This is a genomic window from Nocardia bovistercoris (assembly GCF_015674855.1).
GTDB lineage: Bacteria > Actinomycetota > Actinomycetes > Mycobacteriales > Mycobacteriaceae > Nocardia > Nocardia bovistercoris.
In genome coordinates, this window is the sequence record NZ_JADMLG010000001.1 from 52,240 (window position 1) to 72,536 (window position 20,297).

Below are 20,297 nucleotides of genomic sequence, written 5' to 3' on the forward strand. Positions count from 1 at the left end.
GGTAACCACCGTGGTGCCTAACGTCTCTCATGTATCCATCGAATCAGTTGAGGAGACAGTATGCGGATCGGCGTTCTCGGAACCGGCGACATGGCCGACGCACTCGGCGGCCAGTGGGTCCGGCGGGGCCACGACGTCATGATCGGCGGGCGCAGCGGCGAGCGGGCGACCGCGCTCGCCACCCGGATCGATGCGACCCACGGCACCCTCGCCGAGGCCGCGGCGTTCGGCGAGGTGCTGCTGCTCGCGGTGCCATACGACGCGGCGCCCGCGGCGCTCACCGAGGCCGGAGCGATACCGGGACGAATCGTGCTCGACTGCACCAACCCGGTCATCCCCGGACGGTTCACCCTGGCGACCCCGGGACACTCGGCTGCCGAACGATTCGCCGACCAAGTGCCCGAGGCCCGCGTGGTGAAAGCGTTCAACCTCTGCCACGTGGATGTGTGGCGAATGACCCCGCCGCAATTCAACGGTCGGCCCTTGGCGGTGCCGCTGTGCGGTGACCTCGACGCGGTCGACACCGCGTCCTCACTGGTCGCCGCTCTCGGCTGCCATCCGATCAACGCCGGGACCTTGGAACGCGCCGGTCTGCTGGAGGCCACAGCGGCGTTCATGATCGGCCTCTGGTTCAGCGGCGAAGACGCACAGGCCGTGCTACCTCCGCTGGAATACGCCCAGGGCATGCGGTAACCCGCTGCACCGACCACAGACCCTCGAGTGCCGACCGGCGCCTACCCACACCCTCCGACCAGCTTCCCCCGGCCGGTGATCGGCAGGTGGCGGTCGTGCCATGAGATCGGCAGTCACCCAAGGATCTCCGTGCTCGTCGATGACCGGCTCGCGGCATTACCGGATGTTGCAGAAGCGCCGCCCCGCCGCAGCCGCCCGCTCTACTACGAGCACGAGTACTCCAGTATCCACCGCGCGGCGACGACAGCACTCCTGAGCGGCGATGGCCGGTCCCCGGTGACGCCGGCCACCTGTCAGTCTGGATTGCCGGGCGTGCGCGAGGTTGGTCGGAGTGGCCACCCCGGCCATCGCGACACCCACCCCTTGCCACGCGACCGGCAGTCCCGCAGGATCTTCCAGGTCTTCGTCCGAGCGAATGCATGCTCGACGCGAGCAGAGACCCTGCGATGGGACTTGTGGGCCTATTTCCATTCCGGTAGCTCGACACCAGGTATCGTAATGCGCCACGAACACGCGATAATGGGGGTCCCCGACGACGCCCAGGGCAAGCCGGGTCGGCCGGACTCGCTCGCTGGCACCTTCGCCGATGCCTCGGTCGAGGGTGGCGGCGAATCGAAATGGCGGTTGAACTGATCACGGCGAGAAGCGGATACAAGGATCGGTGGACCGCGGTGCCGTTCATCGCGCTGACGGGGATCATCGCCGTGCTGACTTGGCGGACAGACGGTTTCGCGCACGTCGCGGTTATCGTGGCCATGGTCGGTGTGATGGTCGTGCAGACGGTGGGCGTCGTCGTGGGTTGGCAAGGGACGGTGAGCGAACGCCAACGGAACGTACTCATCCCGCTGCTCCTTCTCGCGGCGACCGGAGCCGTGCTACTCGCGTTCGGAACCAGCGCCGACACAATCGCACCCGGGATGTCACCATTGTTCGCGGGTCTCGTCGCCGGCTTGCTCCTCCAATGTCATCTGCTCCGCCGGGCCGCTCGCTCTCGAGTTTCCGCGCCCCATGTGGAACCATGATCGGCTGACTAGAACTCGGTCCCAGAACGTCCGGTATATGGGTTGCGGCATGTTGATTCGGTTTCGGGCGAGCTGGGTTGCTGATCCGTGGTGGATGCCGTCACGCCGATGACCTGCCCGCAGCCCTCACATCCGAAGACAGTGAAGCTGATGCGGAATCCGCGCTCAGCGGGTGAGATGAGCGAGTTTCTCCGGATTGCCGATCGCGCGGAGGGCGCGGACGAGGTGGCCTTCGGTCTCCAGGTCGATCACCGCCATCACCTGACCGCGCAGTGACACGACGACACCCGGCCTGCCGTTGACGTCGGCGACGCGGAAGTCCGCGCCCGCCCCGAACAGCGAATCGGCCAACACGATCGACACGAGTTCGCTGCCGACCTGGGCGCTTTGTGGTGCACCTGCGATGCGACCGCCGGAGTCGAACTCGCCGACGACGTCGGGAGCCAGGACCGCGACGAGGTCGGCGATATCGCCGCCCGCGCAGGCCGCGGCGAACCGTTCGGCCACGGACTCGGCCTGTGCGCCCGTGACGTCGAAGCGCGGCTCGGAGTCGTCGCGGATGACGGCGCGGGCGCGGCTGGCGAGCTTTCGTGGCGCGGCCGGTGACCTCCCGACTATCTCGCTGATCGCCTGGAACGTCAGACCGAACACGTCGTGCAGTACGAAGGCGACCCGTTCGGCGGGGCTCAGAGTGTGGAGGACGGCCAGCAACGCGATCCGGATGGTGTCGTCGAGGGTGACCTGGTCGGCGGGGTCGGGTGCGGATGCGAATTGATCGATCAGCGGCTCGGGCAGCCAGGGACCGACATACCTGCGGCGTGTCGCACTCGCACGAAGCATGTCGAGGCACACTCGTCCGGCTACGGTGACCAGCCAACCCTCGACATCCTCGATCCCGTCCGCGCCGACGCGTGTCAGTCGCACGAACGTCTCCTGCATCGCGTCCTCGGCGTCGGTCAGCGTACCCAGCATGCGGTAGCTGGTGTTGTTGGTGCACGTGGGTTTGTGCTCGCTGCTCTGGAAGGGTCTCATCACGGAGTTGGCGCCTCGGTTCCGGTGCATCACCCTCGACGTGCCGGGTTCCGGCTTGTCCGGTCCGGCGCCTGCCTCGCCGGCCGCCGCCTCGGATGCGATCGGGCGATTCATCGATCGGCTCGATCTGCGCGACGTCACTCTGGCGGTGCACGACACCGGCGGCTGGGCCACCATGGCCGCGGTCGGGGCAGAGCGGTCGCGCGCCGAGCGCGTCTCACGGGTGGTCGCGGTCAACACGTTCGGCTGGTCACCGCGCGGAGTGCTGCGGCTCGCCCTGCTGTTCATGGGCTCGACCGTGATACGTGAACTCACGGTGTGGACAGGGTTCCTCGCCTGGGGCAGCGCCACCCGCTTCGGCGTGGGCCGACACTTCGACCGGGCCACCAAGCGAGCATGGCGGCGTTGTCTGCGCCCGCACTCGCAGCGGCGGTTTCTACACCACATGTTCGCAGGCGCCGCCAAAGACCGTGCCACATCGCAGGCGGCCGAACGGGGGATCGCGGCCCTGGCGGACCGGCCTACGATGACGGTATTCGGACGGTTCGGCGACTACTTCCTCTTCCGCCGCGGCTGGCGACGCATCCGACCAGCCATGACCGACGTCACCGTCCCGTGGGGGTTGCACTTCCCCCAATCGGACAACCCCGCCCTGGTCGCGCGGACCATCATCGAATGGCGAAGAAACGCCTCAGCCGCCGAGCCGACCAACGCCGCCGCCACATCGGCGACCCGATCAGCCTTGTCGGAAAAGAAGTGATGTACCCACTGGTACAGAAGGTTCGGAGGTCTGCCGTGACACCGCTCGCCTGGCCGGCAGGCGGCATCGTGCTCGCCGGCGTGATATTCCTGTTCGCGCTGTGGACGCTCTGGACTCGATCTCGCCTCGACGAGAACCTGCCGAGCTTCGTCGACGGCGCGCTCACGGGCGGCGCGGTCGAATCCGCGGCGCCCGCGATCACCGAACTCACCAGGGGACGCTTCGTGCGCCAGGAACACGAAGTGGTGGGAACCGCCCGACTACTCGAGCTACCCGACGGGCGACGCATCCTGCGATTGGAGGACTTCGCCACGTCCGACGGGCCCGACTTGCACGTCTGGTTGTCGGAAAAGGCAGCCGGTGGGAATTGGTTCAAGTACGGCCGGGGACGCCGTGTCCGACTGGGCGCTCTCAAAGCGACCGATGGCAACCACAACTACCCGATTCCCGCCGACCACGACCTGTCCGGGCTGCGATCTGCCGTCATTTGGTGCCGACGATTCCACGTGGCGTTCGGGTCGGCGCCGCTGGAGACCTGAGCGGCGGGTCAGCGTTCGCTGGCGTCGGGGCGGGGGGCCGGGCATTTCGTGCCGGGGACGGTCGCCACTTCGAAGTGCCACCATTCGTTGAGGTAGGTGCGGCACAGCCCCCAGCGGCTGCCGCGGGCCTCGAGCCAGGACGCTCCCTCCTGCGGGCCGACATCGATCGCTTTCCCGGCAACGTGGGTCGATTCCTCGGGCGGCAGCACCCAGCGGCGGGCCGCTTCGGGGCTGCCGTAGGTGGCGATGCCGTCCTCCCAGAGCGCCTGCTGTTCGGCGTGGGTGCGGTAGCCGGAGTTGATCCGCAGTGGCACGCCTTCGCTGTGCGCGGTGTCTTCGGCGAGGGTGTAGGCCAGGGCCAGGGGTGCGCTGAGGCCGTCGGTTCCCGGTGCGAACGGCTGGACTTCGCGCTGGTCCTCGGGTGCGGCGGTGGCCATGGGGGTCGTGAGCGGTGCGCCGGGCGCGAGCACGGCCAGCAGTGCGGGCGCGATCGCGGTGAGCAGTGCCGCCGCCACTCGCGGGTGGGATCTCTCGCCGGAGCGCAACATGCCGACGATGGTAGCGACACGCCGGAATGTGACACCGGGCACAACGGTCGTATCGGACTCCCACGCCACATCGGCCGCCGATTTGCGACGAGGATCCAGACTGCCGGTCGCGTGCCACCGGTCCACGCCTCGCATGCTTCACGACCGCAGCCACCAGACACGTCACCGGCGCGGCTTAACCGGAAGTAATCCGAACACCACGTTGAAATTGCTCTACAATTGCTGAGCAGTTCGAAGGTTTGGCGGCACCGAAGGCGAATTCGCGCCCGTTTCCACGAGGGCGCGATAAAGGAGCGTGCGACCGCACAGCGGGCGCGCGCGGAACTTCGAACCGAGGACGGCGCTGCACATGACCGACGTCGACTATTGCGTTGTTGGCGGGGGATTCGCCGGATTGGCGGCCGCGCTGCGGCTGAAACAAGCGGGACGAACGGTGGCGCTGCTCGAGGCCCGTGACCGACTCGGCGGACGCACATTCACCGAAGTGCGCACGGACGGGTCGTGGATCGACCGCGGCGGCGCCTGGATCGGGCCGGGACAGGACCGGGTCCGCGCGATGATGCACGAGTTCGGCGTGCCGAGCTATCGGCAGTACACCGACGGCGAGGCCATGATCGTGGTCGACGGCGAACAGCACCGCTACACGGGCACGGTCCCGTGGTCGATGAGCCCGTGGGCGGCGATGAACATCGGCGCGGCGCTGCTCGAACTGGGGCACATGTGCAAATCGATTCCGCTCGAGGCGCCGTGGACGGCCGGGAACGCCGACAAGTGGGACCGGGTGAGCCTGGCGCACTGGCTGCACCACAACACCCTCTCGAAATCCGCGTACGCGCTGCTCGAGACCGCGATCGCCGGATGCTACACCAGCGACGCCGCTGAGGTGTCGCTGCTGTTCGTGCTGTATCAGATGGCGTCGGGAGGCGGGCCCGGGTTCGTCCTCGGCGTGCACGACGGCGCCCAGGACGCTCGCCCCGTCGGCGGCATGGGCGCGATCTACCGTCCGATGGCCGTCGAACTCGGCGATTCGATCCACCTCGCACAGCCCGTCCGCCACATCCACCAGGACGCCGACAAGGTGACCGTGCGCTCCGACGAGCTGATCGTGCGGGCCCGCCGTGTGATCGTCGCGGTCCCGCTCGCGATCGCGAGCCAGATCCTGTTCGACCCGATGCTGCCGGTCGACCGCTCCTTCCTGCACCAGCGGATGCCGAGCGGTTCGATCATCAAGACCGCCGTCGTCTACGACGAACCGTTCTGGCGCGCCGACGACCTGTCCGGCCAATCGGCGGCCCCCGGCTCCCCCGCGACCATCACCATCGACGCCTGCACCGACACCGGCCGCCCCGGCATCCTGTGCGTCATCACCGAAGGCCCCATCGCACGGAGAATCGGACGACTCGACGCTCCCGAGCGCCGCGCGGCGACACTCACCGCCCTCGCCGAGCGCTTCGGCGACAAGGCCCGTACACCGGTCGACTACATCGAACAGAACTGGAGCATCGAACGCTATTCCGGCGGCGGCATGCTCAGCCACGCGCCGACCGGCGTACTCACCCAATTCGGCCACGCCCTACGCCGCCCATGCGGACGAATCCATTGGGCCGGAACCGAAAGTTCCGCCGTCATGTGCGGGTGGGTCGACGGCGCGATCCGCTCGGGCGAGCGGGCCGCGAGCGAGGTGGTGGAACACGAATCACTCGTCACGTCAGGAGGAAAGTCGACCACCCGCTGAGTCGGTCTCCCACGCACTGATTCTCATGCGGGAAACATGACTCGACGAGAATTATGGCCGCGATTCACCGATTTCGGTCACGGTGTCGCCGGGGTGAGTTCGAAGAAGATGAATTGCGGGTTGTGGGTGAGATAGCGGTAGACGTCCGGGGCGCTGTCGGCCATGCGCTCGCGCGGTTCGGGCTCGCGGATCGCGGAGACGGTGAATCCGGACGTTTCGAACGCCGCAAGCATCGCTCGCAGTGGACGATGCCAGAAACGCATGGCCATGGTCTGCTCGTCGCGGAACCAGTTCTCGGTGTACTGATAGGTTCCGAAATAGTCGTCGCTGCCGCTGATTCGCATGTCCATGAAGGGATGGTGGGTCGACAACACCACCCTGCCGCCCGGCGACAGTACACGACGGAACTCCCGCAGAGTGGGTTCCCAGTGGTGCAGGTAGTGCATCACCAGCGAGGACAGAATCAGCTCGAAGACATTGTCCGAGAACGGGAGTGGGGCGCTCAGATCACCCTGCCGCAAGGACGCGTCCGGCCCGAGACGCGCACGGGCGATCTCCAACATCGACCCGCTCAGATCCATCCCGGTGACACGCGCGCCACGTTCGGTCAGTTCGGCGGCGAGAACGCCGGTGCCACATCCGGCGTCGAGCACCCGCAGATCCCTGACGTCTCCGGCGAGATCCAGAATCGCGGGCCGTTCGTAATCGGCGTTGTACGGGCCCGTCTCGTTCTGCCGCCCATAGGTCCGCGCGAACCGGTCGTAGTCGTTGTACCGGACATTCTCTGAGGTCACTCGACAAGGCTATGCGCGCGATGCGGTCAGCCGAGCGCGGCGGCGGTGGTCAGCCAGTTCCGTTCGTGCCGATTGTCGGTGATACGGAGGAAGGCTCGGACGGCACGAGCGGAGTCGGGGCGTTCTCCGGTTCCGGAAGGAGTGGTGAGCAGGACCGATGTCGCGGCGGAGAGCTTCTTCAAGGCGAGATAGGGTTCGCTGCTCGATGACGACCATGGCACCGGTTTGTCGCTGCCGATGGCACGGCGGACGATTTTGAACGCTTGGCGCAGCGCACCGAGCTGGTCGATCTGCGCGTCGGTCAGCGGTCGGTCCGCGGCGAGTTTGGCCACCAGCGCTTCGATCGCCCCTTCGGCGGCGGTCGCGCGCTGGAGACAGTCCCACCGGGCGGACTCGAGCGCCGCGGCCGCGCTCGCGCGCGCGCCGACAAGGTTGTTCCAGGTCTTCCAGGTCGCGATCAACTCACCGTAGAGGACTTGAAAGTCCCTCGCCGCGGCCAAATTTCCGTCACGGCGCGATTTGATCTGATCCCAGTGATCGGCGATGCGGGTTGATACCAGCCAGCCGCCGACGAGGGTGGACAGCACGGTCAGCAAGGACACGCCTACCGAGGCGAGGATCGACACTTCCACTCCTGGATCGAACCGACAGGATCGAACGATGATCGCGCGACCGTCAGGTGGTCGCGAGCAGTGTCATGCTATTGCCGCCGAAGGGTTTTCGCTCGTCGATGATCGAACGTCGCGCGGCGTGTCGGCGCCCGCGACGGACCTGGCGCACCGAACCGCGAATGTTCACCGAATACGAGAACTCGGTCTGGAGGATCGCCGGGGAACCGAGTCGTCTCCGCCGCGCGAGCGAACGGCGAATTGCGCGCTGCTTCGAAATAGCGCGGCGGTTGGACCTTCCCTACGGAAATTCTCGTCGCGATCGGGAATCCCTTCGATCTCGGCGCCGATTCCTCCGGTCGTGCGATCAGTTAGCTAGGCTCATAATATATCGGGATCCGCGACGGCGGCGAAAACCGAATGTGGTATGCGCCGTGACGGGTGAACGGGCGAATCCCGACGTGCCGTGCGGTGATACGGATTCCGCAATTTCGGCTCTCGACCCGGTGGGAGATCGTTGCTAAGCTGTCGCCGTCGAGGGGAACCGACCGGTTTCCCCTTGGTGTGGAACAAGTTCGGGAGAAGCGCGGTGATGCGGTTCTCATCGGCGCTGGGATGGGCGATCTCGTTCGTATCGAGAATTCCCCTCGCCGAAATGGATTCAGGAGTCGGCACGGATGAAGCTCGATGATGCGCTGCGTGACGGGATGAGTGTGGACGGTGCCATCGGCATCGCGCTCGTCGATATGCGGAGTGGGATGTTGCTGGCCAAACAGGGCGGGCATTCGCTGTTCGACCTGGAGATGGCGGGTGCGCTCAACACCGAGGTGCTGCGGGCCAAGCTGCGGGCGATCGAGGCGCTGCAACTCGACGACGAAGTGCAGGACATCCTGGTGACTCTCGGCGTCCAGTACCACATCATCATGCCGGTCGTCCGCGGTAACGAGGAGCAGCTGTTCCTGTATCTGGTATTGGACAAGGCGCGCGGCAATCTGGCTCTGGCCCGACATCAGCTGCGGCGCGTCGAGCAGGCGATCACGCTGTGAGCGCTGCCGAACGTCAGGAGGTCGCACTGCGCGACCGACATGCCGTCGGCCGGGTACTCGAACGCGCCTGCCGGGAGATCGACGAGGTCGAACACGCGGTGATGACCAGCCGGGACGGCTTGGTCGTCGCCGCCAACGAGGACTCGGGCGGCGACTCCGGCGAGGACGGCATCGCCATGCGCGGTTCGGCCATGGCGGCGGCTGCGGCCGGAATCGGCGACCATTTCACCAGCCTGGTGTCGCAGGGGCGGCTGCAGTCGGCGGTGTTCGAGGCCGAACGCGGTTGCGTCGGAATCTTTCCCGTCAGTTCCACGCTGCTACTCATCGTCACCAGCGCGCCGTCGGTGAGTACGGGCCGGTTCAATATCGCGGCGAAGAAGGTGCTCGGGCTGCTGCTGGAACCAACGCAATAGTTCCGACGAGACCCGCGGGCTCTACCGACCGGCGGTGACCGTCGCAGCCGGTCACCGCACCTGCCACGCACGTGCTTACTTGTCGGGCAACGGAATCAGCGCAGCCAATCCGCGATCGAGGCGCTCGGAATGTGCGCGCGGCTGCCGGTGGTCGCGCACCGGCAACGAGACGAGACAGGTGCTGTAGACAGCATCATCGAGGAGTTCGGCCGTGATCCTGACACCGCTGAGGTGTTCGGCGAGCGCGAGATAGCCGCACGTCCCCAGCCACGGCTCCCCCTCGCCGAACCGCGACACCGTCGCGGTGGATCGCTTTCGCGGAAGTCGAGCGGCCCACCGCGACGGACCGCTCAGCGAGCTTCCCGCGATCAGACCCGTTCGGCGGAGCGGGTGCGTACGCGCAGAGCTATGGGCTTCTGGGTTTCGGCGAAGAAGTCGTTGCCCTTGTCGTCCACGACTATGAATGCCGGGAAGTCCTCGACCTCGATCTTCCAGACGGCTTCCATACCGAGTTCCGGATATTCGAGCACCTCGACGGATTTGATGCAGTCAAGGGCGAGCCGGGCGGCGGGGCCGCCGATGGAGCCGAGGTAGAAACCGCCGTGTTCCTTGCACGCCTTGGTGACCTGCGCGGAGCGGTTGCCCTTGGCCAGCATGACGTGTGATCCGCCCGCGGCCTGGAACTGGTCGACATAGGAGTCCATGCGACCGGCCGTGGTTGGGCCGAAGGAGCCGGAGGCGTAACCGTCGGGGGTTTTCGCGGGGCCCGCGTAGTAGACGGCCATGTCGCGCAGGTACTGCGGCATGGGTTCGCCCGCGTCGAGGCGTTCCTTGATCTTGGCGTGCGCGATGTCGCGGGCGACCACGAGCGGGCCGGTCAGCGAAAGACGGGTCTTCACGGGGTATTTCGACAGTTCGGCGCGGATGTCGGCCATCGGGCGGTTCAGGTCGACGCGCACCACGTCGCCGCCGAGGATGGCGTCGGTCTGCTCGGGCAGGTACTGCGCGGGTTCGCGCTCGAGCTGTTCGAGAAAGACGCCTTCGGCGGTGATCTTGGCCAGCGCTTGGCGGTCGGCGGAGCAGGACACCGCGAGTGCGACGGGGCAGCTCGCGCCGTGGCGCGGCAGCCGCACGACGCGCACGTCGTGGCAGAAGTACTTGCCGCCGAATTGCGCGCCGATGCCGAAGGACTGGGTGAGTTTGAAGACCTCTTCCTCGAGTTCCAGGTCGCGGAAGGCGTGCGCGGCCATCGAACCCTCGGTGGGCAGGTTGTCGAGGTAGTGCGCCGAGGCGTATTTCGCGGTCTTGAGGGCGAATTCCGCGCTGGTGCCGCCGATAACGACGGCGAGGTGATAGGGCGGGCAGGCCGCGGTGCCGAGGGAGCGGATCTTCTCGTCCAGGAATTCCAGCATCCGGGTGGGATTCAGGACGGCTTTGGTTTCCTGGTAGAGGAACGACTTGTTGGCCGAACCGCCGCCCTTGGCCATGAAGAGGAATTTATAGGCCGGATTCGCGGGATCGCCCTGAGTGGAATACAACTCGATCTGGGCGGGCAGATTGGAGCCGGTGTTCTTCTCGTCCCACATGGTGATCGGCGCGAGTTGGGAATAGCGCAGATTCAGCTCGGTGTACGCGTCGAAGACGCCGCGGCTGATCCATTCCGCGTCGTCGACGCCGGTGAGCACGCCTTCGGATTTCTTGCCCATCACGATGGCGGTGCCGGTGTCCTGGCACATGGGCAGGATGCCGCCCGCGGAGATGTTGACGTTCTTGAGCAGGTCGAGCGCGACGAATCGGTCGTTGCCCGAGGATTCCGGGTCGTCGATGATCGTGCGCAGCTGCGACAGGTGCGTCGGGCGCAGGTAGTGGCTGATGTCGTGCATGGCCTCGGCGGTGAGCAGCCGCAGCGCCTCCGGTTCCACCTGGAGGAAGGTGCGTCCGGCGGCCTCGACGGTGCTGACGCCCTCGGTGGTGAGCAGGCGGTACCGGGTGTCGTCGGCGCCGATGGGCAGCAGATCTGAATAGCGGAATTCCGGCGCGGTCACGGATCGCTCTCCTTCGGGCGGGCCTGGGCTGCGGAGCCCGGCGGGGCACAAGCACATCGAGCGTATCCATGGGCCCGCGAGCCGAATGGGTTAGGCAACCCTACCTAGACCACGGAACCTATAGGTTGCACGTTCAACCCCAGTGGTGCTACCTCTCAGTCCGACAACCGTCGCGGCCCGTTTCGGCCCGACCATTGATATGACGCGTCAGAGTTTGGAGGGCCGCCGTGAGCGAGCGCAGCGAGGCGGTGTCGTGAACGAACAACCATGGCTCGACGAGGTCGAGATGCGCGCGTGGCTCGGTTTCGTACGGACCCGCGATCTCATCGCAGCCGCCGTCGGACGCGATTCCGCGCGCGATTCCAATCTCACCTACGTCGAATACTCGGTACTGGCAGGCCTGGCGAACGCCCCCGACAACCGCTGCACCTTCGCGGATCTGGCGCAGCGGCTGGAATGGTCGCAGAGCAGGCTGTCGCACCAGATCACCCGCATGGAAAAGCGCGGACTCGTGGCGCGCGAACCGATTCCCGACGACGCCCGCCGCACCGCCGCGCGGTTGACCCCGCGCGGCGTCGAGGCGCTCGGCAGCGCCGCGCCCGCGCACGTGCACAGCGTGCGCAGGCATATGATCGACGCCCTCGACCGCGACCAGCTCGCCGCGCTCGCCGACATCTACGACGCGCTGCTCGCCCATCACCGCAGGCCGGCCGAGCACCGAAGACCGGCCGAGGAGACCTGAGCCGGATCAGCTCGCGGAGGCCACCCGCGCACGCTCCGGCACGCCGAGCGCGCGCTCGAAACCGTCGGGCACGACGATGTCGCCGCGCTCCAGTTCCGCCACCGTGGTCTTGCGCAGTCCGAGCAGCGCGGAATCGATTCCGCCGCGCAGGATGTCGAGCACGTTCTCCACGCCCGCCTGCCCGTTGGCCGCGAGGCCCCACAGGTAGGCGCGGCCGATCATGACCGCGCGCGCGCCGAGGGCGACGGCCTTGACCACGTCGCTGCCGCGCCGCACGCCGCCGTCGAGCACGACCTCGATCTGTGAGCCGACCGCGTCGGCGATCACCGGCAGCGCGCGGATCGAGGCGGGGGTGCCGTCGAGGTTGTTGCCGCCGTGGTTGGAGACCGAGATCGCCGCGACGCCCGCGTCCACCGCGCGCTGCGCGTCGTCGACGCGGATCACGCCCTTGAGCATGACCGGGCCGCCCCACTGGTCGACGACCCATCGCACGTCGTCCCAATCGGGGGCGGGGGTGCCCATCCACTCGCCGTAGGCGCCGAAGAATCCGGGGGCGGGGGTGTCGCCGACCACCATGTTCGGGGCGGTCAGGTCCGGGATGCTGCCCGAGCGCGCGTAGGTGGCCAGCCAGCGCGGGCGCGCCAGGGTCTGCGGGGCGAACTTCAGCATGGTGCGCAGGTCGAGCTTCTCCGGGATGACCGGGCTGCCCCAGTCGCGGCCGTGCGAGAAGGACCAGTCGAGGGTGAGGATCAGGCCGACCGCGCCCGCCGCCTTCGCCCGTTCCATGCGCGCCGCGATGTCGTCTTTGCTTCCGCACCAGTAGAGCTGGAAGAAGGTCGCGGGGTTGGCCGCGATCACCTCCTCGATCGGCTTGCTGGCGAACGAGCTGAGTCCCATGGCGATGCCGCGCGCCGCGGCCGCCCGCGCCACCGCGACCTCACCGTCGGGGTGCACGGCCTGCACGCCGGTCGGAGAGATCATGACCGGCATCGAGAGCTGTTGTCCCAGGACGGTCGTGGACTGGTCGCGGTCGCCGATCGAACCGGCGCAGTGCGGGGCGAAGCCGAGTTCGGTGAACGCCTGCTGATTCTCGTCGATGGTCTGGCCGCGCTCGGAGCCCGCGATCAGCGCGCCGTATACCGATTTCGGCAGGCGTTTCTTCGCGCGCCGTTGCGCCTCGGCGACGGTTTCGAACCAGGGATTCATCAGTGGATCCTTTCGGGTGTGGCCACCGGCCACCACAGCCGGGTCGTGTCGTGCAGGTCGGTGATCAGTTGGTCGAGCAGTGCGCGGCCCTCGTCGGCGTTCGCGCCCGCCGGGTCGCCGAGGACGCCGTTGGGGCTGACCGCGCGCACGCCGCCCGCGCGCAGCAGGGGCAGCACCTCGGGCAGCGGGCGGGTGTCGCCGGGTTCGGCGCGGTCGGCGCGCACCGCGTCGGGGCGCAGCGCCAGCATGAGGGCGGTCTCGGCGCGGCCCGCGTGCGGGTCGCCGTCGTAGCGGGGGAACCAGCCGCGCACGTCGCGCGATTCCGAGCGCAGCAGCGTCTCGGCGCGGCGCAGCGGTTCCAGGTTGCCGCCGTGGCCGCTGACCAGCAGTACGCGGTCGAAGGTGTCGGTCGCCGAGCGGCACAGTTCGATCAGCACCAGTTCCAGGGCGGCCTGGCCGATGGAGAGGGTCGCCGGGAAGCCCGCGTGTTCGCCGCTGGAACCGTAGGGCAGCGGCGGGGCGACGAGCACGCCGGGGCGGCGCGCGGCGAGTCCTTCGCACAGGGCGACGGCGATCTCGGTGTCGGTGGACAGCGGCAGGTGCGGACCGTGCTGCTCGGTGGCGCCGAGCGGCACGGCCAGGATCACATCCGGGGTCGAGTATTCGCCCGCCTCCGGCCACGTGAGATCCGCCACTGACATGCCCCGAGATTAACGTCAGTCACTGACATAATCAAGGCGTTCCCCTGTTGACCGATACTCGACCGGTGACGACAACCGGCACGGCGGGCCGAGGACGCCCACGCGGCACCAGCAAGCGGGAACTGGAACTGATCGCCATGCGGCTGTTCAGCGAGCACGGATTCGACAACACCACCGTCGAACAGATCGCCGCGGCGGCGGGCGTCAGCGGCCGCACCTTCTTCCGCTACTTCCCCACCAAGGCCGAGGTGCTGTGGTCGCAGTTCGACGACGAGGTGACGAATTTGCGCACCGCCTTCGCCACCGTCGGCGACGACGAGCCCATGATGACCGCGGTGCGCCGAGTCGTGGTGAACGCCAACCGGTATCGCGCCGAAGACGTGCCGGAACTGCGGGTCAGGATGCAACTCGTCGGCACGATCCCCGCGCTCGCCGCCACCGCGGGCGCGCACTACGACGCCTGGGAACGGGCGGTGAGCGGATTCGCCGCCCGTCGGCTCGGGCAACCCGAGGACGCGCTCATCCCGCTCGCGGTCGGGCGCACCACCCTTGCCGCCGCCCGCGCCGCCTTCGACGCCTGGCTGGCCGCCGCCGACGCCGACCTCACGGTGTATCTCGACCTGGCCCTGGCCGCCCTGGAACGCGGATTCGACCTGTGAGCCCGGTACACCGGGAGCTGCCCGCAGGTTTCGCGCGCAATCCCCGTGGGGTATGACTAGGCTCGGTATCGGCTAGCAGCCGCGACGCACGATGATCACGACCACCCGTCGAGAGGGGCTGGAATTTCCATGTCCGAGGTGTCCATGAGCCTTTCGGCGGACTCGTTGCCCGCGGGGCCGGTCGACAATCTGTTGCCACAGCTCGTCGAGCACCTGCGGCAGAACCGCACCGCCCTGCGTGAGGAGTGGCTGCGCCGCATCACCGACGCCCAGCTGCTCACCGCGATGACCCCGGAGGAGATCTTCTCCGAAGTCACCTCGGTCTACGACAACTACGTCGACGTGCTCGAGACCGGCAGCGTCGAAGCGCTGCAGGCCTACGCGCGCGACCTGTCCGAACGCATCATCCCCCGAGGCGTCGAAACCGACGAGGTCCTCGGCATCGTGCTGCTGCTGCGCGACGTGCTCGCGCGTTCGCTGTTCGAGAAATACCAGTCCAACTTCGAACTGCTCAACCACGTGCTCGACGCCTACGAGCCCGCCGCCAACCGCATCGCCAGCACCGTCGCCATCTCCTTCGTCCAGGAGCGCGAGCGCGTCATCCGCCAGCAGCAGGAGGCGATCCGCGAACTCTCCACCCCGGTGCTCCAGGTGCGCGAGCAGTTACTCATCCTCCCGATCATCGGCGTGCTCGACAGCCAGCGCGCCCGCCAGCTCACCGAACAGCTGCTGCGCGCCATCCGGGCCAACCGCGCCAAGGTCGTCGTCATCGACATCACCGGCGTCCCCACCATCGACTCCACGGTCGCCAACCACCTCGTGCAGACCGTGGACGCCTCCGGTCTGATGGGCGCCAACGTCATCATCACCGGCCTGTCCTCGGAGATCGCGCTCACCCTGGTCACCATCGGCCTCGACCTGTCGAAGATGAACGCGGTCGGCGACCTCCAGGGTGGTATCGAGGAGGCCGAACTCCTGCTGGGCTACGAGGTCACCCGAACGTCCGACCGTCTCCTCGAGCGGGACGGGCGCTGAGCGGGCCTGCTCATGCCAGTACCCATTCTGAAGCAGGGCACCTATCTCATCGCGTCGGTCCAGTCCGCACTGACCGACGCCGATACCGAGCGCCTGCAAGACGATCTCATGAAGCAGGTCAGCAAATATCGAGCGCACGGCATCATCGTCGATGTCACGGCGATCGATGTGATGGACTCCTTCGCGGCCAGATCCCTGCGCACCATCGCGCACATGACGCAGCTGCGCGGCGCCGAGACGGTGATCGTCGGCCTGCAGCCGGAAGTGGCGTTCGCCATGGTGCAGCTCGGCCTCACCTTCGAGGACATGCACACCGCCCTCGACCTCGAAGAGGGACTCGCCTGGCTCAATCGCAAGGCATCGGGACGTCGCCAGCGAGACGGTCGTGACAGTGGCCGCTGAGAGCATGGTGATCGTGGTCAAGATGTCGGGGGACATCGTGACCGCGCGTCAGGCCGGCCGGGAGTTGGCCGCCGAACTCGGCTTCTCCCTCACCGACCGGACCATGATCTCCACCGCGATCTCCGAAATCGCGCGCAACATCACCAGTTACGCGGGCAGCGGGGAGATCCGGCTGCTGGTCGACGACCGGGAAGGACGCCGCGCGCTCGTCGTGCAGGCCCAGGATCAGGGGCCTGGCATCCGCGACATCGCGCGCGCCCTCGACGACGGATACTCCACCGGTCGCGGACTCGGCCTCGGCCTTCCGGGCGCGCGACGACTGATGGATCGCCTCATCGTGGATTCCGCGCCCGGCCGCGGCACCCTGGTCGAGATGTGGAAGTGGGTGCCGAACGGTGCATGAGGACGGCATCATCGGCCGGATCGAGTGGGCGGTGGCCGGTCGCGCACTTCCGGGACAACACATTTCCGGTGACCGCTGCGTCGTCCTCGACTCCGGTAGCGGCGGCGCGCTCTTCGCGGTGCTCGACGGGCTCGGCCACGGCGCCGCCGCCGCCGACGCGGCCGACCGTGCGGCGCAGGTGCTTTCGGAGAACCGGGCCGAACCGTTGGACGTGCTGATGGTGCTGTGCCACCGGGCGATGGTCGACACCAGGGGCGCGGCGGTCTCGCTCGCCCAGTTCGGCGTCGGCGACGCGATCAGCTGGCTCGGCGTCGGCAATGTCGAATCACGGGTGCTCAGCGCGAGTCCCGCGGGTCTGACGGTGCGCGCCACGGTCCTGCTGACCGGCGGCATCGTCGGCTACCGGCTGCCGCAGAACCTGCAACCGCAGAGCGTGCACATCCGCCCCGGCGACCTGCTGCTGATGTCCACCGACGGCATCGTCAGCGAATCCGCCGAGAACATCGACCTCGCGAAGTCGACGGCCGAGATCACCGCCGAGATCCTGGCCCGCTACGCCAAGGACACCGACGACGCCCTGGTGCTCGCCGCACGCCACCGCGGCGCCACCACGAACGGGGCGCCGTGACCTCGGTGCTGGCCGCCTTCCTCGACGCCTACGCGAACGCGCTGCGGCGGCACCTGGATTCGCCAACCCACGCCACCCTGTCCGAGGGCTACGAACTCGGGCGGCGGGCGCTGGTCGAGGACATCAGCCTGCTCGACCTCACCGAACACCACTTCCGTTTCGTGACCGATGAATCCGCGCGGACCGCCGATCCGCGACTGGCCGAGAACGCGCTGGAATTCCTGCTGCAAACCCTGGCCGCGCTCGACATCGCCACCCGCGGCTACCTCGACGGCACCCGCCGCTACGAGCAACAGCGTTCCCGCGCGGACGATCTCGCGGGCCGCGACGCCTTCCGCACCGCGCTGGTCGAATCCTTGCAGGACGGATTCTTCGTCGCGGACGCGGACGGCACCATCGTCGAGGTCAATTCGGCCTTCGGCGCGCTCACCGGCTACGGCGCGGCCGAGGTGCCCTACGCGCTGCCGCACCCGTGGTCGGTGCCATCGGGGCCGCGCTATCCCGATCTCGGCACCGAGGCTTCACGTTTCGTCATCCCGATCCGGCATCGCGACGGACGCCAACTCTGGCTCGCGGTCAGCAGCAGTTCGCTGGTCGAACCGGAGAACAACGAGCAGATCTTCGTCGGCACCATTCGCGACGTGACCGCCGAACACGACGCACAGGCCAGGGATCAGGCGGCCTCGCGCCTGGCCACCGCGGTCGGCGCGGCCACCAGCGTGGTCGAGGTGCTGGCCGTCGGACTCGACGAATTGCGGCGCACGGTCGGCGCGGAATCCGCGGTGGTTTCGGTGTGGCCGACGCGCAACGCCGCCCCCGAGGTCTACATGTCCGGTGCGGTGGAACCCGGGGTCGGCAATACCGCGGCGCCGAAGCTGGACGCGGCGGCGAGCGCGCTGTTGGAACGGGCGCGCCGCAGGCCGCCGCGCAGCCTGTCCGCGATTCCGGACGGTGCCGAATCCTCGGAGGGGATCCTCGCGCCGCTCGGCGAGATCGGTGACGCCGCGCTGTGGTTGCGGTTCGCGGCGCCGCGCGCCATCACCGCCGCGGACTGGACGCTGTTCTCACTGCTGATCGGTCACCTCAGCCTGGCCGTGCAGCGCGCGCGCAACTTCGACCAGGCCCGTTCCACCTCGCTGACCCTGCAGCGCGCCATGCTCGGACCGATCGAACTGCCGCCGCGGTTCTCGGTGCACTACGAGCCGGCGCTGCCGCCGCTCGAGATCGGCGGCGACTGGTACGACGTGGTGCCGCTCAAGGACGGAAGCATCGGCGTCGTGGTCGGCGACTGCGTCGGGCGTGGCCTGTCCGCGGCCGTGGTCATGGGCCAACTGCGCACGGCCGCAAGGGCTCTGCTGCTGCGGCACACCGGTCCCGCGCAGCTGCTCGCCGAACTCGACGCGGTGGCGGGGCGCATTCCCGGCGCCATGTGCACCACGGTGTTCGCCGCGGTGCTCGACCCGACCACCGGCATCCTGCGCTACAGCAGCGCCGGGCACATGCCGGCGATCGTCGCCGACGTCGGCGCGCGCGGCAGGCTGCTCGAGGACGGGCGCTCGGTGCCGCTGGCCACCTTCGAGATGCCGAGCCGCCCCGAGGCCACCGCGATGCTGTCGCCCGGCGCGACCGTGGTGCTGTTCACCGACGGACTCGTGGAGCAGCGCGGCGTCGACATCGACGAGGGGTTCGCCAAGATCGCGACGGTGCTGGCCGACACCTCGGGCAAACTGCCGCGCGAGGTCGCCGACGCGGTGCTGTCGCGGCTGCGGCCCGCCGCGGGTTACGACGACGACGTCGCCATGGTGGTGTATCGGCAGCCGCCCGCGCCGTTGAAGATCAGCGTCGCCGCGCACGCCGATCGGCTCGCGGCGCTGCGGCGCAGCCTCAAGGGGTGGTTCGCGGCGGCGGCGGTGCCGCACGATCTCGCCTCGGACCTGGTGGCTGCGGCGAACGAGGCGTGCAGCAACAGCATCGAGCACGCCTATCGCGACGCGGGCGACGACGAGCACATCGTGGAGCTGACCGCGACCTGCGACACCCAGACGGTGGCGATCGTGGTCGCCGACTCGGGGACCTGGAAGCCGCGTTCGGCCGATCCTGGACATCGCGGGCGCGGGATCGACATGATGCGGGCGCTCACCGAGGAACTCGACATCGATCACACCGACACCGGGACCACGGTCAGGATGTCGATCACGCTGCCCGCGATCAAGTCGCCGGTCGCGAACCCGCTGCGCGGCACGCAGCGGGGATTCCGGCGATGAGCGCCGCGCATTTTGCTGCGAGTTAGCCAGATCGCCTGCTAGCTTTCGTACGGAGCGCTGGACACATGCCCCGGCAGCCGCACTTCCCACCGGCGGCCGCCCTCACCACGGAGGCGTTCATGAGAAGTCTCGTCGCGTCGGCCGCCCTGTGCGTGGCCATGACCGGCTTCGTAGCGGCGCCCGCCACTGCGGCGCCGAGCTACGACGAATACGTGGCACTCGGAGACTCGTGGGCGGCCGACGCCACCTTCAACCGGTCGCTGCTGACCACCGAATTCGTGCCGCCCGGATGTGCGCAACGTATCAGCAACTTCGCGCGGCAGGTCGCGGCGGCGCTGTCGGTGACCTCGTTCCGGGACGCGGCCTGCGCTGGCGCGACCACCGCGGACATGACGGCGCCCCAGCCGGTGGAACGCGACCTGTACCTGGGCACCAACACGCCCCAGTTCGACCGGCTCACCCCCGACACCGATCTGGTCACCATCCTCATCGGCGGCAACGACGCCGGACTCGCCGCCGCCGTGCGCGGCTGCATCACTCCCGACCCGGCGATCTCGCCGTGTCGACAGACCTGGATCGTGGACGGAGTCGACCGCATGTCGCAGCAGATCGCCGCCGCCGAACCGAAGGTCACCGCCGCCGTCGCAGGCATTCGGCAGCGCTCCCCCGCCGCGCGGATCCTCATGCTCGACTACTTCGAAGGGGTCGCCGCCAACGGGGGTTGCTGGCCGACCGTTCCGGTCTCCCCCACCGACGCCGATTGGCTGGCGGCGAAACTCGTCGAACTCGATGCCATGCTCGCGCGCGTGGCGGAGCGGACCGGTGTTCAGTTGGTCGACACCTACGCGGGCAGTGCGGGTCACGACGCCTGCCAACCGCCCGGTGTCCGGTGGGCCGAAGGGTTGGTGCCCTACACCAGCGACCCGCCCGGGCCCGCCGTTCCCTTCCATCCCAACCAGCTCGGGGTCGATTATCAAGCTCGCAGCGTGCTCGCGGCGCTCGCGGAATAGATACGGCGATAA

The 20,297-nt window shown here is 68.1% G+C and carries 23 protein-coding genes and 1 pseudogene; 15 read left to right on the forward strand and 9 right to left on the reverse strand.

What is annotated here, in order from left to right; genetic code table 11:
• Positions 1-60: 60 nt before the first annotated feature.
• Positions 61-693 carry an NADPH-dependent F420 reductase gene (locus IT779_RS00235; protein ID WP_196147084.1) on the forward strand — a complete coding sequence of 211 codons (633 nt, stop codon included), beginning with the start codon at positions 61-63 and terminating at the stop codon, positions 691-693.
• Between the two features lie 309 nt (positions 694-1,002).
• Here IT779_RS00235 and IT779_RS37345 read toward each other — a convergent pair.
• Positions 1,003-1,175, reverse strand: a pseudogene (locus IT779_RS37345) (IS5/IS1182 family transposase); the annotation flags it as partial.
• 135 nt (positions 1,176-1,310) lie between these two features.
• Here IT779_RS37345 and IT779_RS00245 point away from each other — a divergent pair.
• Complete coding sequence (locus tag IT779_RS00245) at positions 1,311-1,715, forward strand: hypothetical protein (RefSeq protein ID WP_196147086.1); 405 nt, start codon at positions 1,311-1,313, stop codon at positions 1,713-1,715.
• Positions 1,716-1,880: 165 nt separating this feature from the next.
• Here the strand turns inward: IT779_RS00245 and IT779_RS00250 are convergent, their stop codons facing one another.
• Complete coding sequence (locus IT779_RS00250; protein ID WP_232541332.1) at positions 1,881-2,747, reverse strand: sigma-70 family RNA polymerase sigma factor; 867 nt, start codon at positions 2,745-2,747, stop codon at positions 1,881-1,883.
• 7 nt (positions 2,748-2,754) lie between these two features.
• On the opposite strand from IT779_RS00250, the gene IT779_RS00255 reads away from it, so the two are divergent.
• Complete coding sequence (locus IT779_RS00255) at positions 2,755-3,507, forward strand: alpha/beta fold hydrolase (protein ID WP_232541333.1); 753 nt, start codon at positions 2,755-2,757, stop codon at positions 3,505-3,507.
• 35 nt (positions 3,508-3,542) lie between these two features.
• Positions 3,543-4,046 carry a DM13 domain-containing protein gene (locus tag IT779_RS00260; RefSeq protein ID WP_198428016.1) on the forward strand — a complete coding sequence of 168 codons (504 nt, stop codon included), beginning with the start codon at positions 3,543-3,545 and terminating at the stop codon, positions 4,044-4,046.
• An 8-nt stretch (positions 4,047-4,054) separates the two neighbouring features.
• On the opposite strand, the gene IT779_RS00265 is transcribed toward IT779_RS00260, so the two are convergent.
• Complete coding sequence (locus IT779_RS00265; protein WP_196147090.1) at positions 4,055-4,594, reverse strand: M15 family metallopeptidase; 540 nt, start codon at positions 4,592-4,594, stop codon at positions 4,055-4,057.
• Between the two features lie 349 nt (positions 4,595-4,943).
• On the opposite strand from IT779_RS00265, the gene IT779_RS00270 reads away from it, so the two are divergent.
• Positions 4,944-6,329 (forward strand): flavin monoamine oxidase family protein, encoded by a 1,386-nt coding sequence (locus IT779_RS00270; RefSeq protein WP_196147091.1) that lies wholly within the window; start codon positions 4,944-4,946, stop codon positions 6,327-6,329.
• A gap of 77 nt (positions 6,330-6,406) precedes the next feature.
• Here IT779_RS00270 and IT779_RS00275 read toward each other — a convergent pair whose 3' ends face one another.
• Complete coding sequence (locus tag IT779_RS00275) at positions 6,407-7,123, reverse strand: class I SAM-dependent methyltransferase (RefSeq protein ID WP_196147092.1); 717 nt, start codon at positions 7,121-7,123, stop codon at positions 6,407-6,409.
• A 26-nt stretch (positions 7,124-7,149) separates the two neighbouring features.
• The gene (locus IT779_RS00280) at positions 7,150-7,749 is read right to left on the reverse strand and encodes a hypothetical protein (protein ID WP_196147093.1); all 600 of its coding nucleotides are present in this window, start codon (positions 7,747-7,749) and stop codon (positions 7,150-7,152) included.
• A gap of 659 nt (positions 7,750-8,408) precedes the next feature.
• On the opposite strand from IT779_RS00280, the gene IT779_RS00285 reads away from it, so the two are divergent.
• Together IT779_RS00285 and IT779_RS00290 are read left to right on the forward strand one after the other, a co-directional pair.
• Positions 8,409-8,777, forward strand: a complete 369-nt coding sequence (locus IT779_RS00285) for a hypothetical protein (protein ID WP_196147094.1) — start codon at positions 8,409-8,411, stop codon at positions 8,775-8,777.
• Positions 8,774-9,190 carry a roadblock/LC7 domain-containing protein gene (locus IT779_RS00290; RefSeq protein WP_196147095.1) on the forward strand — a complete coding sequence of 139 codons (417 nt, stop codon included), beginning with the start codon at positions 8,774-8,776 and terminating at the stop codon, positions 9,188-9,190. The genes IT779_RS00285 and IT779_RS00290 overlap by 4 nt, the downstream gene beginning before the upstream one ends.
• Before the next feature lie 75 nt (positions 9,191-9,265).
• On the opposite strand, the gene IT779_RS00295 is transcribed toward IT779_RS00290, so the two are convergent.
• A complete protein-coding gene (locus IT779_RS00295; RefSeq protein WP_196147096.1) occupies positions 9,266-9,487 on the reverse strand; it encodes a DUF6461 domain-containing protein in 222 nt (73 codons plus the stop codon).
• A 71-nt stretch (positions 9,488-9,558) separates the two neighbouring features.
• The gene (locus IT779_RS00300) at positions 9,559-11,235 is read right to left on the reverse strand and encodes a fumarate hydratase (protein ID WP_196147097.1); all 1,677 of its coding nucleotides are present in this window, start codon (positions 11,233-11,235) and stop codon (positions 9,559-9,561) included.
• 253 nt (positions 11,236-11,488) lie between these two features.
• Here IT779_RS00300 and IT779_RS00305 point away from each other — a divergent pair, with 253 nt between their 5' ends.
• Entirely contained in the window at positions 11,489-11,977 is a 489-nt protein-coding gene (locus tag IT779_RS00305; protein ID WP_196147098.1) for a MarR family winged helix-turn-helix transcriptional regulator, read from the forward strand.
• A 6-nt stretch (positions 11,978-11,983) separates the two neighbouring features.
• Here IT779_RS00305 and mftD read toward each other — a convergent pair whose 3' ends face one another.
• Entirely contained in the window at positions 11,984-13,183 is a 1,200-nt protein-coding gene (gene mftD, locus IT779_RS00310; RefSeq protein ID WP_196147099.1) for a pre-mycofactocin synthase MftD, read from the reverse strand.
• The gene (gene mftE / locus IT779_RS00315) at positions 13,183-13,884 is read right to left on the reverse strand and encodes a mycofactocin biosynthesis peptidyl-dipeptidase MftE (RefSeq protein WP_196147100.1); all 702 of its coding nucleotides are present in this window, start codon (positions 13,882-13,884) and stop codon (positions 13,183-13,185) included. The genes mftD and mftE overlap by 1 nt, the downstream gene beginning before the upstream one ends.
• A gap of 65 nt (positions 13,885-13,949) precedes the next feature.
• Here mftE and mftR point away from each other — a divergent pair, with 65 nt between their 5' ends.
• The 7 genes from mftR to IT779_RS00350 all read left to right on the forward strand — a co-directional run bounded on the left by mftR (position 13,950) and on the right by IT779_RS00350 (position 20,285).
• Positions 13,950-14,543, forward strand: a complete 594-nt coding sequence (gene mftR, locus IT779_RS00320; RefSeq protein ID WP_196147101.1) for a mycofactocin system transcriptional regulator — start codon at positions 13,950-13,952, stop codon at positions 14,541-14,543.
• Between the two features lie 129 nt (positions 14,544-14,672).
• Positions 14,673-15,578, forward strand: a complete 906-nt coding sequence (locus IT779_RS00325) for an STAS domain-containing protein (RefSeq protein WP_196147102.1) — start codon at positions 14,673-14,675, stop codon at positions 15,576-15,578.
• Between the two features lie 12 nt (positions 15,579-15,590).
• Positions 15,591-15,980, forward strand: a complete 390-nt coding sequence (locus IT779_RS00330) for an STAS domain-containing protein (RefSeq protein WP_054813072.1) — start codon at positions 15,591-15,593, stop codon at positions 15,978-15,980.
• A gap of 4 nt (positions 15,981-15,984) precedes the next feature.
• Positions 15,985-16,383: an ATP-binding protein gene (locus IT779_RS00335; RefSeq protein WP_196147712.1), complete on the forward strand. Its 399-nt coding sequence runs from the start codon at positions 15,985-15,987 to the stop codon at positions 16,381-16,383.
• Complete coding sequence (locus IT779_RS00340) at positions 16,376-17,011, forward strand: SpoIIE family protein phosphatase (RefSeq protein ID WP_196147103.1); 636 nt, start codon at positions 16,376-16,378, stop codon at positions 17,009-17,011. The genes IT779_RS00335 and IT779_RS00340 overlap by 8 nt, the downstream gene beginning before the upstream one ends.
• Positions 17,008-19,275, forward strand: a complete 2,268-nt coding sequence (locus tag IT779_RS00345; RefSeq protein ID WP_196147104.1) for a SpoIIE family protein phosphatase — start codon at positions 17,008-17,010, stop codon at positions 19,273-19,275. Before IT779_RS00340 ends, IT779_RS00345 begins: the two co-directional genes overlap by 4 nt.
• Positions 19,276-19,394: 119 nt before the next feature.
• Positions 19,395-20,285, forward strand: a complete 891-nt coding sequence (locus tag IT779_RS00350; protein ID WP_196147105.1) for an SGNH/GDSL hydrolase family protein — start codon at positions 19,395-19,397, stop codon at positions 20,283-20,285.
• Positions 20,286-20,297 lie beyond the last annotated feature (12 nt).

Bases quoted from the DNA above. Each gene is read 5' to 3' on its own strand.
- IT779_RS00235 (WP_196147084.1), top strand. From the start codon at position 61: ATGCGGATCGGCGTTCTCGGAACCGGCGACATGGCCGACGCACTCGGC.
- IT779_RS00245 (WP_196147086.1), top strand. From the start codon at position 1,311: ATGGCGGTTGAACTGATCACGGCGAGAAGCGGATACAAGGATCGGTGG.
- IT779_RS00250 (WP_232541332.1), bottom strand. From the start codon at position 2,747: ATGAGACCCTTCCAGAGCAGCGAGCACAAACCCACGTGCACCAACAAC.
- IT779_RS00265 (WP_196147090.1), bottom strand. From the start codon at position 4,594: ATGTTGCGCTCCGGCGAGAGATCCCACCCGCGAGTGGCGGCGGCACTG.
- IT779_RS00270 (WP_196147091.1), top strand. From the start codon at position 4,944: ATGACCGACGTCGACTATTGCGTTGTTGGCGGGGGATTCGCCGGATTG.
- IT779_RS00285 (WP_196147094.1), top strand. From the start codon at position 8,409: ATGAAGCTCGATGATGCGCTGCGTGACGGGATGAGTGTGGACGGTGCC.
- mftD (WP_196147099.1), bottom strand. From the start codon at position 13,183: ATGAATCCCTGGTTCGAAACCGTCGCCGAGGCGCAACGGCGCGCGAAG.
- mftE (WP_196147100.1), bottom strand. From the start codon at position 13,884: ATGTCAGTGGCGGATCTCACGTGGCCGGAGGCGGGCGAATACTCGACC.
- IT779_RS00325 (WP_196147102.1), top strand. From the start codon at position 14,673: ATGTCCGAGGTGTCCATGAGCCTTTCGGCGGACTCGTTGCCCGCGGGG.
- IT779_RS00330 (WP_054813072.1), top strand. From the start codon at position 15,591: ATGCCAGTACCCATTCTGAAGCAGGGCACCTATCTCATCGCGTCGGTC.
- IT779_RS00335 (WP_196147712.1), top strand. From the start codon at position 15,985: ATGGTGATCGTGGTCAAGATGTCGGGGGACATCGTGACCGCGCGTCAG.
- IT779_RS00350 (WP_196147105.1), top strand. From the start codon at position 19,395: ATGAGAAGTCTCGTCGCGTCGGCCGCCCTGTGCGTGGCCATGACCGGC.